The sequence below is a fragment of the Hydrococcus rivularis NIES-593 genome, assembly GCF_001904635.1.
GTDB classification, from domain to species: domain Bacteria; phylum Cyanobacteriota; class Cyanobacteriia; order Cyanobacteriales; family Microcystaceae; genus Hydrococcus; species Hydrococcus rivularis.
Genome location: NZ_MRCB01000057.1, coordinates 1 through 11,849, shown reverse-complemented (window position 1 = coordinate 11,849; position 11,849 = coordinate 1). Strand labels below are relative to the sequence as shown.

The window sequence follows — 11,849 nt, the reverse complement described above, 5'->3', positions numbered from 1 at the left end:
TCTAAATCCTCCCAAGATTTCTCATGGGATTGCAGAAAATAGTTGCAGGATGGGCATTGAATACATTTCCAATTTTCCCCAGGGAACCAATGTTCGTTAATCCAGCCATCCTGTTTTGACCTAAATTCAGGCTTTTCTCTAACTAATTTAACTTCGCAATTATGACAATAAATCATCATTTTTATTTCTCCTAAATGCCCCAACTCAACTAATTATATTATTGCATAATCTTTTGTAATTAACAAGCATTCTATTGTAAAATAGAGAAAATCAATCAAGGAAAAAATCAAAGATGACACCTGAAGAAATCGAGAAAATTATTCAATCAAATTCCAAAGCGATCGCTAGTAATAGCGACACGATTGCTGAGACTCGAAGAGAAGTAAGCGCTTTGTATCAAGCCACGTCAGAATTAATTCGCGATCGCGCGGTGATGTACGAAATTCTGCGAGGACTAAATGAAGACAGAGTAGTGCTTCATGAAAATCTAGCCTCGATTGCGGAAAATGTAGCCAGAATCGCCGAGAGTCTGATTGATCGGGAGTAAATAAAATGGGGCGACGATCGCCCCAAAAGACAAAAGTAGAAATTTCTAAGTTTTTGAATGAAAGTCGTGCGCTAACGCGCGTTTATTTATTGGCGCGTGCGTCGTCGTCGTCTCATGGGGAAGGAGAGGAGCCGCCGCCGCCGCCCGCGCATTGGGGTGGGATGGTGGGCGCGACTGAGGAGAGGCGGGGGCAAGCGAAAATATTAACTATATACCTCGATCGCGCCGACCCCCGCCCGACGAAGAAGCAATTGATTAACTTATATTTTTATTAATAAATTTAAGAATTTGATAGCCAAGATTGACTACCAAATTCAATGAATTAAATTATCGTAACTATCACTTCTGAATCATTTCTCATCACTCTGAATATATCTATGTGAATGCTAAGTTCTCTTGTAAACATTATTGCTTCATCTTCATTTGAAAATCTTAAACTCAATACATTATTACTCCTTTGTGAAATAGAAACTTCTGAATTAATTCGATACGCAACACTAATTGCAAATTCAATACTCATAAAAAACTCCAAAAAACTACATTTTCTTCATTACGGAGGGAGTCAAGGGCAAGACAGACCAAATAAAAAACGCGAAGCAACCACATAAATAGGTCTGTCGCAGTTCATCGAAGACCCTTGACCCCGTAGTTACAATAGGAAAGCTGTTTTTTGGAATTCCGCGAGCTGTGGATCGTGCAGGGGGCTGGCTTGTTTGAGCGATAGCGAGTTTGCCAGTCCCCTGCCGCCCCAGCGAGCAATTACCCCACGCGATCGCATTAAGACCTGAATGCCTTTTTCTCGTTGCCTAGTGAAGCTATTTGCGATCGCGATTAAAATTATTTGCTCCTTCGTCGGGCAGGGCTTACGCTTCGAGGTAAATTAATTAATTTTTGAGCTAGCCCTGCCTCTCCTCAGTCGCGCCGCCATCCCACCCCCAGCCTTCCCACCTACAATCGATCGCCTCAAAAAATAGTTTATCGATCGATACCGAACAATTCTTTATTTGCCTTGGAAGAAAGCATAATTACTGTTTTGTCATTAAGCTCAACACGATTACCAAGCTCTATTCCTTGTTGATAAAATTCTGCGGCTTCTGATGAAGTTGCAAACTCTATATGAAGACCTTTTTCAGTGGGATAAACACGCTTAGCAGAAAACTCCATAATCTCTCCTCAATTCGATTAAAAATTTCTAAAAATATGACATTTTGAGAATACTATTAATAACAATTATTTCGCATTATTAGGCTCGCCACATCCTCCCCCACCCCCCAGGCATCCCCCCGCGCAGATTCGCATCCCCCGCCGCGTCCGCCGTCGTCCTCCCCCCGCCCGCTCTTGGGGGGTGCTGCGCCAGTCGTGCTACGCATTATTTATTTGAAGTCGTTGCGCGATCGCGCGTTTACAATCGATCGCTACCCCCCTCCCGTCCCCCACGGGGGGAAGCCGCACACACAGGGTTTTCTAGTGTAGCTACGGCTGTCAAGGGCGCTAATCGCGTGAACTGCGCCAGCCCGACAAAGTTGTTGCTTCGCGTTTGTTAATTGGGTCTGGCTTGCCCTTGACAGCCTTCGCGGTTAAAAAAGCGTTCTTTGTGTGCGCTTTGCGCGGGAGTTGCTTGTGTTTGTTTCTTGTGGCTGGTGTTGCGGCGCGTCTCCTGTGGGTTGTTCCGCTCCGTTTGTTTCTTCGGTTGTGCCTCTCGCTCGTGCGTCTGGTGCTTCCTTCCTTTGCTGTCGTCCTTCTTCCCGTTCGTTCTCGCGTTGGGTTGTCGTGGGGTTCTTTTCTTCTCGTGCGGCGGCTGGTGCGTTTGCTGCTTCGGCGGCTCGTCTGCTTTCGGCGGCTGAGTTTTCGGCGGGGGCTTCTTTCTGTGTCGTGCGTCGCTCTGGTTCTTGGTGGTGTGTTTCTGTTCCCGTGTTTGTTGTGCTGTTTGCGTCTGGTTCGTGTCCCTCGTTTTGGGCGCGGCTGAGCTAGCTGCTTGGGGCTTTGTGCCCCTTTTTTGTGTCCGGCAGCGATCGCCAATCATGAAATTTGATTATCGATTGTTTTTTCGCCAGTCCCAGGGCTTTTGAGAGTTCGGATCTCTCCAGACTCCAGCCTTCGCGCTTTTTGCCATCTCTTCAGCAACAGCGATCGCGTTCTTGTTGGGGCAATTTCCCGAATATCGCTGGTAATGATAAGCCATACCAGCCCTCACCATTTCCCCATTCAAAAAAATATCATCGTCTTTCCCTTTGGCTGGTACGAACAACTCAGCCACAGTACGTCCGTATCTATCTTTCTCAATTGGGACAACATAAATTTGTCCGCCACCTTGCTTAACCAGCGATCGCAGATAATCTCTAGCAGCAATGCCCATCTGCTGTTTGAGTTCGGGCGCATCGATGCCACAAAACCTGACTTTCAACTCTTCTGAGCCATTCGTCAATCGCATCGTGTCGCCATCGTGAATCGCGTCCCTGGTTTGGGCAATCTTCCAGACTTCTGAAGTAGGAGGAACGGCATTACTAGAGGTTTGAGAGTTTTGTGAAGCAGTGCGATCGCCTTTTTGAGAACACGAGTAAGCAATCAGCGCTCCTGCTAAGACCAAAGGAAAGGCATTAAGTAGTTTGTTCATGACTATTTCTGCCTCATGTCCAGGGTTATCTCAACTGTTATCAGCCTCTCATTTTGACCCAGGACTTTTATTCTTCTAACCCTTCCCGCATAAGGCGATCGCACGGCTACTAGCTCATCCAGCTTCGTCTCTGTTTCCTGTAATTGATTGGTTAGGGAAGCCATGTCATATTGCTGCTTTTGTAAGTTGGTCTGTTGGGCTGCCAACTGAATCGAATGCTGGTACTGTTGTTGCTGGTAGCGGGTTTTAGCCTCACTCATACGAGCAACAGATGCTTCTACTGCGATCGCGGCTTTAATCTGCCGTTCTTTCAAAGCCGCTTGCTGCCTAATTTTTTCCGGTCTTAGATCCTCATTGAGCCACTGTTGCTTAAAAGGCAATTCTGGAGCTTCTTTGAGTGCTTTGGTTGCTAACTCTAATTCAGCCTTGGCTTTTTTCAGTGCTATTTCCTCAGCTTCTAAGTTCGGCGCTGGCAGAGAAGCAATGGGATTGAGCGGCAGGGACATTTGAGCGATCGCGACTTCTAGCTGTTTCTTCTTGGCTTCCAGCCGTTGGCGCTGCTCGGTTCTGTCGCTGATAATATCTCCCTGTTGTATCCTGTTCCCTTCTTTGATTTTCAGATCGTCCATCGAGGTCAGGTTGACAGTAATTTTGTGGCGCTTGGGCTGTTTGGACTGCTCGATAACTGGCGCTTGATTCTGCTCTTGAGCATTAACCGAACTCGATTTGGAATTTTCAGACGGGCTTGCTAAACCAATAATGACGGCGGCTAATCCTATAAATCCCATTCCTGCCCATCCTGCTAAAGTTTCCTGCTGTATCTTCATCTTTATGTCTCCGGCTTAGGTGAGACTACTTTTACTGTTAGCGTACCCACGGCGTACTGGTCGCGAAGAGCTAACAAAGCTTTATCGATGGGACACCAGGACAGTTTGACATTAGAACCCATTACCTCGATGACCGGATAGGTCGCTGGATCTGCTTGTACTTTAATTTCTTCAGGAAAATCTACCGCCAGCGTTCCATCAAGAAAAATAGCCGCGTTGGGATTGTTGGCTATTAGCTGAGTCAGAGATGCGATCGCTTCAGTATCGTCAAAGGTCAAAGTCTGGATTATTGTCTTGGCTTCTTCGCCAACGCTGGCGGTTAATCTATCTGTAATTAACTGCTCTCCCGTCTTGTAAATCCCTTTGGTATTTTGAATGATGAACTCTGAGCCATCGACGGCAACAATAAAGTATTTGCCATTGGCAGAAGTAGAATCGATCGCCAAAACCCCGCGCACGTCTGCGTATACGTGATGGGTAGGCGAAGAGGCATTATAAACATCCAGGGCACTGCTCCTCAATCCCAATCCTTGACCGACTTTAGAAAATGTACCGCCACTGGTCGCCAGCCAAATTCCCAAAACTAGGGCAGCCGTAGCACTGACTAAAACCCAATATTCAGAGGGGGAACCTGTTATGATGCGGCGGTTGGGATTGCTTACACTGATTGCCCAGACTGGGTTAGGAAAAAATAGCTGAACTCCTTGCCTAGTAAATGTATCGCTGAAACAAGCTAGAAGATGCCCCAAGGGTAAAGCGATCGCCGTCCAAATATCCCCTAGTAAATGCCCGATGAGCAGTGACACAGCAGCGATCGCAGCCGTCGCCAGCAGCGAATGAGTAATACTTCGGTGGGGAAAGCGTTTCTCAATCCATCCCGACACTGGAAAAAACATTGCTCCTATCGTGCTTTTGGTAGTGTCCAAGTCGGGAAGCTGCGAACCTAAAACGGCTAACCCTAGTTTGTAAGGGTCAGCCGTTCCCAAAATTAATGATGTTCCTGCTGCTGCAATCACCGCATGAGTTACAGCCATAAACCCAAGAAACATTAAGCGCCTAACCTTTTTCTCGAACCTTTTACGTTACCAAGCTGTTTTAGCGCCATGCCTGCAACCAGGCAAACACCGCCCGTAATGTACATTCCCTTATTGTTCGTGCCTAACCCGATGAACCGCACTACGCCAAATGCCAGTAGCGCCGTGATGAGAATAGGCATGATAACCACATATTGAGTATGTTCGGGCTTAGCCTGCTTATTTAATCCTAGTGCTTCGTTGCGGATTACTTTCTTAGCTAGCATAGGATTTCTACCAGCTAGAGGCTGAAGAGAGGCTAGTTTGGAATTATCTAGAGTCAAACCGTTCTTTTTAGCTTCTGCTTCCATCACTTCGCGAATAGCGCGATCGCTTGGCAGTTCAAGCTCAATTTCCAGCATCTCTAGAAAAATATCTCTGCTAGGATTGGCAGCGCCAAAGCAAACTATTCTTATTCCATTAGCTAGTAAGTCTTCGAGCCAGTAACGAATAGTAGTTGTCAGCCGCTTTGCTTCTGGGAAAATTAGCAGCGTCTCATCGCTACAGTTCGCCGCGATTTCTTCTTTTAGTTGGTCAACGGTTAGCTGTTTGCCATCTTCGTTTTCAGTCGGGATATCTAGCTGAAAAGCAATCGTCTTAAAAAAACTTTTTAAAGAGCCTTTGTAGATGGCGATCGCAGCCTGGAACTCCCCTAACATCTCTTCATAAAGAGCTTGGGCAAAGTCAATAATTCCAATCCCTGCTTCGCCAATAACTAAAGCTGAATGACCAGATCGAACAGCAGCGCAAACTTTCTTAAATTCCTCTCCTAATTCCCGCCCTGGTTGCGCCACTGACTCAGAAGAACATCTGCGACCTGGACGGGTGTGAATTTTGGGTTGGCTGCCTCACGAGCTAGATTGACTTTTTCTTGCAGATCTTCTGGCAAATCTTCTTCGCTCATTTTATCTGCGATCGCTCGCTTGACCAAAGCAGGCATCGCAATTTCACGAGCCTTTAATTCTGCTGCCGAACGCATTAACTGATTAAAGTCAAATTGTGCGGTTGGCTCTGAAGGTTGTATGTAGATATCTTGGTCTGAATTACTGTTAGCTGAAGTAGCTAATTTATTATTATCAACTTTGACAATAGAGCTAATCTCAAATCCTTCTCTTCTTCCTGTATTTTCAACGTGTTGACGCAATGCCTTGACTTGTTCTGCTTGCTCAAAAGTTAGCCAGATTTTTCCTTCAGAATCCTTATCAGGTTTGATGCCAAGAAACTTAATATCAGCATAATAAGTATCTTTTTTAATGTTTAATTCTTCCATCAGGTCTTCTGGGCGGATGAGTTCGGGAGGGGCAGAATTCTGGTTCATGGCGCTTAAAAAATTTTTTCAGAGGTATACATAATATGTGAGGCATTAATATTTTTATACCGGAGTCTCTCTCAGAATTCTGTGATCGCGATCAGAAACCCCAGAATTTCATTCTTAATATCAGAAAGTTAAAGCAAGCTGTTAGAAATTTAGCTAGTTTGTTGAAAAAAGATTTTTCTGCGATCGCAATTTAATTCTGGTTAGTTTTTCTGCACTTTGTAAAAGAAAAAATTTTACTCTTTCATGACCCGCCACGCGGTTTGATTGCCTATTTTTCCCGCCTTGACGAATATCCAGTTGCCCCTTTTATAGCTTTTCTGTCCTCGCTCTACTTTTGGTTTTACTCCTATTAATTTTTGGATTTCTGCTGTGGTTAATAACCAGTCAGAAGCCTTAGCCCTCTCCAGTTCTGAGTGATACCACAATGGAGATTTGGGTGCTATGCGATCGCCAATCTCCTGAATCAGCGCCTTGACTAGATATCCTGGGCTAGCGTCCACTGGACTTTCTATCGCGTCTACTGGACTGTCCAATTTTTCCAATTGACCCGCTTGGCTGTTTTGCGCTGTCCCAAAAGTAGCCATTGTTCCTCCATCAGCGATGTGCTGGTGAAGTTCGTCGAGCGATCGCAACTGAGAAGCATTGATATAGCTTTTGTTTCCCTCTTTGAATGGCTTAATGTCCAGTGCGTCCAGTCGGTTGTAGACTGCTTGTTTACCAATGCTGTATCGGCTCTGTAACTGGCTTACAGGGAAGTTATCAATTTCAGCGTTCATGATTTTTTTAATATGTCCAGCGTGTCCACTAGACAGTCTACTCTGACCACTGGACTATTAATCAAGTCACTCGATACTCCCCATCAACTCGGCTATCCAGCAAGTAGCTTCCAGTGGGCAAAACATGAGTTGACTTTGCTTCTCTCTCAACCGAGCTTTCTTCATCGCTTATTGCCAGTGCTACAGTTATACGCTCTGGTAATTCTTCAATAACTTCTGCGATCGCCTCTCCTGAACTGCTGATTTTAAGGCAATATCCCGCAACATCTTCTAGTGGAATAAATTCGACGGTTCCCACTGAAGTCAGGATTTTAAGCGATTCTCCTTGATTAATTGCGATTTTCTTCATATAGCAACTCCTAGCAATTTCAAAATTTCTCTAACTGGCGCTTTCTGCTTTTCTAGCTTCTCAACTTTTCCTAGAAGCTTCTCAGAAATATAAACTGTGCCTTTTTTGAGGCGATCGCCCTCGCGCCAGATTTCATAGTGATACCAAGGCTGCAAATACTCTGCAATAATTAGTCCCGTGCTTTTATCCTTCCGCTTGCAGGTCTTCCAATGAATCGAGCCTGACCCTTCACCCTTGCGGCGACGGGTTTTACTAGGGGATATTTCCTGTTGCTGGTTAATCTTATCCCCTAGTAAATTTTCTGGTAGCCAACCACAGACCCCGCAGCCGTCATCAAGTTTAATAGTTTGGCTTTTACAACTGGGACAGATAGAGACGAGGGCTGTTTGCGATCGCGGTTCGTCTTGTTGGCTAAGATTTTGAGACTTTTTACTAGGGGTTTTGTCTAGATCTGGCTGTTCTTTATGTCCCCTAGTAAAATCAAGCTCTGTCTGTATGACGATGGGAGACAGTTTATCGATCGCTGCGCCGAAATGCTTACGAGTGGCAATCATTGTTTTTTATTCCCCTTCTCGATGAACTGTTTTAAAAAGCTGCTCAGGTCTGCTAGGGAAACCAGATCTTTGTCTGGGTTATAATCAGGCTCAGCCTGAACCCGTCGCCATTCCACCAAGCGATAGGGCGCACCTGTTATAGGGTCTAGCTGTTTCAGCCTGACTAAAGGCTCGTTGTTGCGATCGCGACTTAGATACTCCGGCGGCAAGTCCTCAACAATTTCATCCGAAGAAGCCTGAGCGTACCAGTCCAAAAATTCGGAGCTTAGAGACTGCGGTAACTTCTCGATTGGCTGCTTTGGTAACTGATAAAGAAAGACGGACTTAGGATTTTTAACTGTGTCCCAGGTCTTCTCTACGTGCGCGGCTGCCCCATACACCTGCGAAATGTGGTGAGATGCGATCGCCTTTCTTACTGTCCCATCAAGCGGGATTTCCAGTTCCTCTAGCTTGTTAATCAAGTTCTCCGGTAACTTGCTATTGGTTACTTTTTCTTTTGCCTGCTTACTCCCTTTCTCAAAAATTTTTTCACCTTCCTCCTCCTTGGTCTGGAAGGTTTGAACAGTTTGAAGAGTCTGAAGAGTTGTAGAATCTTTATCCAGTAAAGGTTTTAGCTTTTGACATTCCGAAATCCTGGAATTTGACTCCGAAATCTCGGATTTGAACTCCAAAATCTTGGAGTCTGACTCCGAAATCTTGGACTCAATAAGCTGTTCTTGTTGCGAACACTCCGAAATTTTGGACTGGTTTGAGAAGCCTTGCAGATTGACGACTTTGGTAACTCCGTCTTGGAAATCAAACAAACTGAGTTTTTGGAATTTGGCTTTGGCTGCAAAGTAAGTTGATTTCTTGACCGCGCACTTGAGCATTAATTCTGCTGGTGAAAATTTGGCTCCGCGATCGCCAAATGGGTCAAGACTTATCAAATAGCACCAAATTCGCCATTCAGCAGCCGTTAGCTTTGATTCTAGAAGTTTGTCTCTAACAGTAGGGGTAAGTCTGAAATAGGTATCTTTAGCTCTATTTCTTACCCCTTGGGGAATTGGGATATTCATCGTATAATCTGTTTGTTAGCTTAAAAATTGATTTGTTTAGCTTATACGCTAAGCGCATGGGGCAATTATACACCTATGCGCTAATTTAATCTATGCTTCGAGAATTTTTTACACAAGTCAAGCGCCATCACGGGATAACAGGAAAGGAGATCTCTGAGCTAACAGGAATCTCGCAGAATCACATCAGCGAATACTTGCATGGCAAGCGGGATGTGACCTCTGATGTTTTATGGCGCATGATCGAAGCGATGGATGAAATCAGCCCTGGAGCTAGAAGAGATCTTGCTAAAAAGATTGCTGGCGATCGCCCAGAAATCACCTATGAAGAGTTAGATGAGGACGAGCTAGCTGAGGAGATGATTAAAATGGGTCGAGCTTGGAAAACAATACGCTCCAAAAAGCTAATAAATGTGAACTAGCTCTTAAAAATGACCGTAAATAAGCAATTGTACTAAGGAGAACTGCAAACCTAATTTGCATGGATAAGTAATAATTGTTCTCAACTGGATATTAAGTTGAGATTAAGGGTAGCAACGCTGTGGAGTGCCGTCCGGTGAATTATGAAGACGTTCGGGAATTGGTGCGATCGCTTCCTGTCGAGATGAGGGCGAAGCTGATCGAAGAAGAGCTTAAGACAACCGGATTGACGGTCATCTTCGGCGGCAATAACACGACTACAGCAGAGATTGTCTTACAGATTCATGGGGCAAAGGATATAGACGTTGATGAAATCCTTGGCGCATTGGCATCTCGAATCAAGCAGGATAAAAAAAAACCTGTAGATGTAGAGGAAAAAAGCGATCGCCTTAATAATTAGCTAATTGCTCCCTACGGTCGCGCCGCCAACCCACCCCGCCACCCTCCCACCTCCCTAGTTCGTCCACCTCCCCACAAGTCCGACCGCTACTTAAAGCCAAATGTTGTTGTCACGCTTATATCGGCGGCGGTCGGTGAAAATTTTGATGGGAATTTTTACTAGGGGATATTATGTTTGTAGTATTTTGCAATCTCCCCTAGTAAATTTTTATTTCTCCCAGAGATGCAAACCCAAGCCAAACTTGGCGCAGCACCTTCTTAGGGCACTTGCTTCAGCATTTGAGCAAGGATCGCCATAGCCATCAACTTCGCTTTCTTCCTGTCCGGTCGCTTCGCGGACAAAATCGCCCTCTTGTGCGCGAATAGTCAGCCTTCCCTCAACGACCGTGCGATCGCCAAGGTATTGCACTCTAATTTCCCAGTCATAGCCTGGTGCATAGTATTCAAGCAATTTGATGTAAGTTGACCAGCTTACATAATCAACCTCACCAGTTTTAACTAGCTGCCCGTTTCTGCGACTGAAAACTGGCTTCTGTTTGATGAATCTGGAAGGAATTGGTTTGGCGAAATCTTCAAGAATTTCTAGAATAGATCGCCTGAAAGAGCCAATACGGGGATTATTTTTCTCTATTGCTTGCATTTGCTTAAAATTCCTCCCAGTCTTCTGAATAAGTCCAGTTTTTTGATGCCTCAATTTCAGCTTGAACCTGCTCGAATTGCTGACACAGTTCGCCATTCGCTAATTTGCGCTTGGTTTCATGCCAGCCTTGTAAATAGTAGTAGTCTTGGCTTTGGGGAGAGAGCAGGGCTAATGCGTCATATTGCCCATCAATATAGTTATCCCTTGCGTCCGCGTCTGCGGCGGCGCTGTCGTCGTAGTGCATAATAAAAGTTGGAAAATTTTTAAATTCAACTAATCCCCCCATCTCTTAAATGAGGGGATTTTTGTTTATCTACGCCACAGCTTCTAAGCTAGCGATCGCCGTCCGTGCCTCCAGCTTGGCAACCGAGAACTCATTTCTTAGTAAGTTCAACTGGATTGTTGCGCGATCGCGTTGTAACTTGGCATCTTTGAGACGAGACTTGATATCTAAATAATCCTGGTCTTGCTGCATTTCTAGCCGCTTGGCTTTCCGCATTTGGTCATTTTTCATGGAACTGTCACTAGCGATCGCAGCTTCAATGTCCGCGTCCATGAAAGATAACTGCTCTGAATAAATCTCAATATCAAGAGAAGCCTGTAACAAAGACTCTTCAAGGCAAGCAATAGCTTTGGGATACTGATTTAATTTCAATTGGTTCATTGGAAAATCCTTAAATTCAACTGTCTTTATTATACAAAGAATCTTTGTTAAACACAAGTATTCTATTGTATTTTGTAAAGAAAATGTTAGGATGGGAATATATGGAATTTACAAAGGATTATGGTCAAAAAGCTGAATGTCAAAGTGACCGCCGAGCAGATGGCGATCGCGCATGAAAACGGCATCCACACCAATACCGTGTATGCTCGATTAAAGAACGGCTGGGAGCTAACTAAAGCCATTACCGAGCCACCAAAGAAGCTGCCCCAGTTAGCGAAGTTGAAGCGTAATGAGGAAGGGTCATTAATCGCAGAGCAGCCTAAAGGTCGTCTTCGATCGCTGAGGCTAGACCAGGATTTGGATGATGCAGTTGATAAAGCGATCGCTGAAAGTGGACTGACGATGGCTGATTGGTTCTCTGAAATTGTGCGTAAGAATATAAGTTCAAAAAAGAGGAAAACCGCATAAAAAAAAGCGATTCAGTAGTGAATCACTCTTCAAAAGCAAATTTAGGGTATTTACTCTTGGTTATAAGCTCTACCTGATAAAATTGCTTCTTTCTCTAAATCCTCCCAAGATTTCTCATGGGATTGCAGAAAATAGTTGCAGGATGGGC

At 44.8% G+C, this 11,849-nt stretch carries 20 protein-coding genes; 6 read left to right on the top strand and 14 right to left on the bottom strand.

The window, feature by feature from the left end:
• Positions 1 to 292 precede the first annotated feature (292 nt).
• Together NIES593_RS22795 and NIES593_RS22790 are read left to right on the top strand one after the other, a co-directional pair.
• Complete coding sequence (locus NIES593_RS22795) at positions 293 to 547, top strand: hypothetical protein (RefSeq protein ID WP_073557122.1); 255 nt, start codon at positions 293 to 295, stop codon at positions 545 to 547.
• A 5-nt stretch (positions 548 to 552) separates the two neighbouring features.
• Positions 553 to 822, top strand: a complete 270-nt coding sequence (locus NIES593_RS22790; protein ID WP_073557123.1) for a hypothetical protein — start codon at positions 553 to 555, stop codon at positions 820 to 822.
• A gap of 374 nt (positions 823 to 1,196) precedes the next feature.
• Here the strand turns inward: NIES593_RS22790 and NIES593_RS25390 are convergent, their stop codons facing one another.
• Positions 1,197 to 1,325, bottom strand: a complete 129-nt coding sequence (locus tag NIES593_RS25390) for a hypothetical protein (protein WP_281250787.1) — start codon at positions 1,323 to 1,325, stop codon at positions 1,197 to 1,199.
• Positions 1,326 to 1,522: 197 nt separating this feature from the next.
• A complete protein-coding gene (locus NIES593_RS22785; protein WP_073557124.1) occupies positions 1,523 to 1,711 on the bottom strand; it encodes a hypothetical protein in 189 nt (62 codons plus the stop codon).
• A 456-nt stretch (positions 1,712 to 2,167) separates the two neighbouring features.
• Here NIES593_RS22785 and NIES593_RS23810 point away from each other — a divergent pair, with 456 nt between their 5' ends.
• Positions 2,168 to 2,518, top strand: coding sequence for a hypothetical protein (locus NIES593_RS23810; RefSeq protein WP_139253794.1), 351 nt, complete (start codon positions 2,168 to 2,170; stop codon positions 2,516 to 2,518).
• Positions 2,519 to 2,579: 61 nt separating this feature from the next.
• Here NIES593_RS23810 and NIES593_RS22775 read toward each other — a convergent pair whose 3' ends face one another.
• The 9 genes from NIES593_RS22775 to NIES593_RS22735 all read right to left on the bottom strand — a co-directional run bounded on the left by NIES593_RS22775 (position 2,580) and on the right by NIES593_RS22735 (position 9,113).
• Complete coding sequence (locus NIES593_RS22775; protein ID WP_083602526.1) at positions 2,580 to 3,161, bottom strand: thermonuclease family protein; 582 nt, start codon at positions 3,159 to 3,161, stop codon at positions 2,580 to 2,582.
• A gap of 2 nt (positions 3,162 to 3,163) precedes the next feature.
• Complete coding sequence (locus NIES593_RS22770) at positions 3,164 to 3,988, bottom strand: hypothetical protein (protein ID WP_083602525.1); 825 nt, start codon at positions 3,986 to 3,988, stop codon at positions 3,164 to 3,166.
• Between the two features lie 2 nt (positions 3,989 to 3,990).
• The gene (locus NIES593_RS22765; protein WP_073557126.1) at positions 3,991 to 5,022 is read right to left on the bottom strand and encodes a metal-dependent hydrolase; all 1,032 of its coding nucleotides are present in this window, start codon (positions 5,020 to 5,022) and stop codon (positions 3,991 to 3,993) included.
• A gap of 14 nt (positions 5,023 to 5,036) precedes the next feature.
• On the bottom strand, positions 5,037 to 5,855 hold the full coding sequence (locus tag NIES593_RS22760) for a hypothetical protein (protein WP_073557110.1): 819 nt from the start codon (positions 5,853 to 5,855) through the stop codon (positions 5,037 to 5,039).
• Entirely contained in the window at positions 5,831 to 6,379 is a 549-nt protein-coding gene (locus tag NIES593_RS22755) for a hypothetical protein (RefSeq protein ID WP_073557111.1), read from the bottom strand. Before NIES593_RS22755 ends, NIES593_RS22760 begins: the two co-directional genes overlap by 25 nt.
• 233 nt (positions 6,380 to 6,612) lie before the next feature.
• On the bottom strand, positions 6,613 to 7,155 hold the full coding sequence (locus NIES593_RS22750) for a hypothetical protein (RefSeq protein ID WP_073557112.1): 543 nt from the start codon (positions 7,153 to 7,155) through the stop codon (positions 6,613 to 6,615).
• A 61-nt stretch (positions 7,156 to 7,216) separates the two neighbouring features.
• Positions 7,217 to 7,504, bottom strand: coding sequence for a hypothetical protein (locus tag NIES593_RS22745; RefSeq protein ID WP_073557113.1), 288 nt, complete (start codon positions 7,502 to 7,504; stop codon positions 7,217 to 7,219).
• Positions 7,501 to 8,058, bottom strand: coding sequence for a hypothetical protein (locus NIES593_RS22740; RefSeq protein ID WP_073557114.1), 558 nt, complete (start codon positions 8,056 to 8,058; stop codon positions 7,501 to 7,503). Before NIES593_RS22740 ends, NIES593_RS22745 begins: the two co-directional genes overlap by 4 nt.
• On the bottom strand, positions 8,055 to 9,113 hold the full coding sequence (locus tag NIES593_RS22735) for a hypothetical protein (protein ID WP_073557115.1): 1,059 nt from the start codon (positions 9,111 to 9,113) through the stop codon (positions 8,055 to 8,057). The genes NIES593_RS22740 and NIES593_RS22735 overlap by 4 nt, the downstream gene beginning before the upstream one ends.
• 92 nt (positions 9,114 to 9,205) lie before the next feature.
• Here NIES593_RS22735 and NIES593_RS22730 point away from each other — a divergent pair, with 92 nt between their 5' ends.
• Together NIES593_RS22730 and NIES593_RS22725 are read left to right on the top strand one after the other, a co-directional pair.
• A complete protein-coding gene (locus tag NIES593_RS22730; RefSeq protein WP_073557116.1) occupies positions 9,206 to 9,532 on the top strand; it encodes a helix-turn-helix domain-containing protein in 327 nt (108 codons plus the stop codon).
• 119 nt (positions 9,533 to 9,651) lie between these two features.
• A complete protein-coding gene (locus tag NIES593_RS22725) occupies positions 9,652 to 9,930 on the top strand; it encodes a hypothetical protein (RefSeq protein ID WP_139253793.1) in 279 nt (92 codons plus the stop codon).
• A 207-nt stretch (positions 9,931 to 10,137) separates the two neighbouring features.
• Here the strand turns inward: NIES593_RS22725 and NIES593_RS22720 are convergent, their stop codons facing one another.
• The 3 genes from NIES593_RS22720 to NIES593_RS22710 all read right to left on the bottom strand — a co-directional run bounded on the left by NIES593_RS22720 (position 10,138) and on the right by NIES593_RS22710 (position 11,233).
• Positions 10,138 to 10,569: a hypothetical protein gene (locus NIES593_RS22720; protein WP_073557118.1), complete on the bottom strand. Its 432-nt coding sequence runs from the start codon at positions 10,567 to 10,569 to the stop codon at positions 10,138 to 10,140.
• Positions 10,570 to 10,573: 4 nt separating this feature from the next.
• A complete protein-coding gene (locus NIES593_RS22715; protein ID WP_139253792.1) occupies positions 10,574 to 10,813 on the bottom strand; it encodes a hypothetical protein in 240 nt (79 codons plus the stop codon).
• A gap of 69 nt (positions 10,814 to 10,882) precedes the next feature.
• The gene (locus NIES593_RS22710) at positions 10,883 to 11,233 is read right to left on the bottom strand and encodes a hypothetical protein (RefSeq protein WP_083602524.1); all 351 of its coding nucleotides are present in this window, start codon (positions 11,231 to 11,233) and stop codon (positions 10,883 to 10,885) included.
• Between the two features lie 120 nt (positions 11,234 to 11,353).
• Between NIES593_RS22710 and NIES593_RS22705 the strand changes: the two genes are divergently transcribed.
• Complete coding sequence (locus NIES593_RS22705) at positions 11,354 to 11,701, top strand: hypothetical protein (protein WP_073557120.1); 348 nt, start codon at positions 11,354 to 11,356, stop codon at positions 11,699 to 11,701.
• The last annotated feature ends 148 nt before the right edge of the window (positions 11,702 to 11,849 follow it).

Coding starts and splice junctions, on each gene's coding strand:
- NIES593_RS22730 (WP_073557116.1), top strand. CDS start 9,206: ATGCTTCGAGAATTTTTTACACAAGTCAAGCGCCATCACGGGATAACA.
- NIES593_RS22720 (WP_073557118.1), bottom strand. CDS start 10,569: ATGCAAGCAATAGAGAAAAATAATCCCCGTATTGGCTCTTTCAGGCGA.
- NIES593_RS22705 (WP_073557120.1), top strand. CDS start 11,354: ATGGTCAAAAAGCTGAATGTCAAAGTGACCGCCGAGCAGATGGCGATC.
- NIES593_RS22765 (WP_073557126.1), bottom strand. CDS start 5,022: ATGGCTGTAACTCATGCGGTGATTGCAGCAGCAGGAACATCATTAATT.
- NIES593_RS22770 (WP_083602525.1), bottom strand. CDS start 3,988: ATGAAGATACAGCAGGAAACTTTAGCAGGATGGGCAGGAATGGGATTT.
- NIES593_RS22795 (WP_073557122.1), top strand. CDS start 293: ATGACACCTGAAGAAATCGAGAAAATTATTCAATCAAATTCCAAAGCG.
- NIES593_RS25390 (WP_281250787.1), bottom strand. CDS start 1,325: ATGCGATCGCGTGGGGTAATTGCTCGCTGGGGCGGCAGGGGACTGGCA.
- NIES593_RS22775 (WP_083602526.1), bottom strand. CDS start 3,161: ATGAACAAACTACTTAATGCCTTTCCTTTGGTCTTAGCAGGAGCGCTG.
- NIES593_RS22750 (WP_073557112.1), bottom strand. CDS start 7,155: ATGAACGCTGAAATTGATAACTTCCCTGTAAGCCAGTTACAGAGCCGA.
- NIES593_RS22790 (WP_073557123.1), top strand. CDS start 553: ATGGGGCGACGATCGCCCCAAAAGACAAAAGTAGAAATTTCTAAGTTT.
- NIES593_RS22740 (WP_073557114.1), bottom strand. CDS start 8,058: ATGATTGCCACTCGTAAGCATTTCGGCGCAGCGATCGATAAACTGTCT.
- NIES593_RS22710 (WP_083602524.1), bottom strand. CDS start 11,233: ATGAACCAATTGAAATTAAATCAGTATCCCAAAGCTATTGCTTGCCTT.
- NIES593_RS22715 (WP_139253792.1), bottom strand. CDS start 10,813: ATGCACTACGACGACAGCGCCGCCGCAGACGCGGACGCAAGGGATAAC.
- NIES593_RS22755 (WP_073557111.1), bottom strand. CDS start 6,379: ATGAACCAGAATTCTGCCCCTCCCGAACTCATCCGCCCAGAAGACCTG.
- NIES593_RS22785 (WP_073557124.1), bottom strand. CDS start 1,711: ATGGAGTTTTCTGCTAAGCGTGTTTATCCCACTGAAAAAGGTCTTCAT.
- NIES593_RS22745 (WP_073557113.1), bottom strand. CDS start 7,504: ATGAAGAAAATCGCAATTAATCAAGGAGAATCGCTTAAAATCCTGACT.
- NIES593_RS22735 (WP_073557115.1), bottom strand. CDS start 9,113: ATGAATATCCCAATTCCCCAAGGGGTAAGAAATAGAGCTAAAGATACC.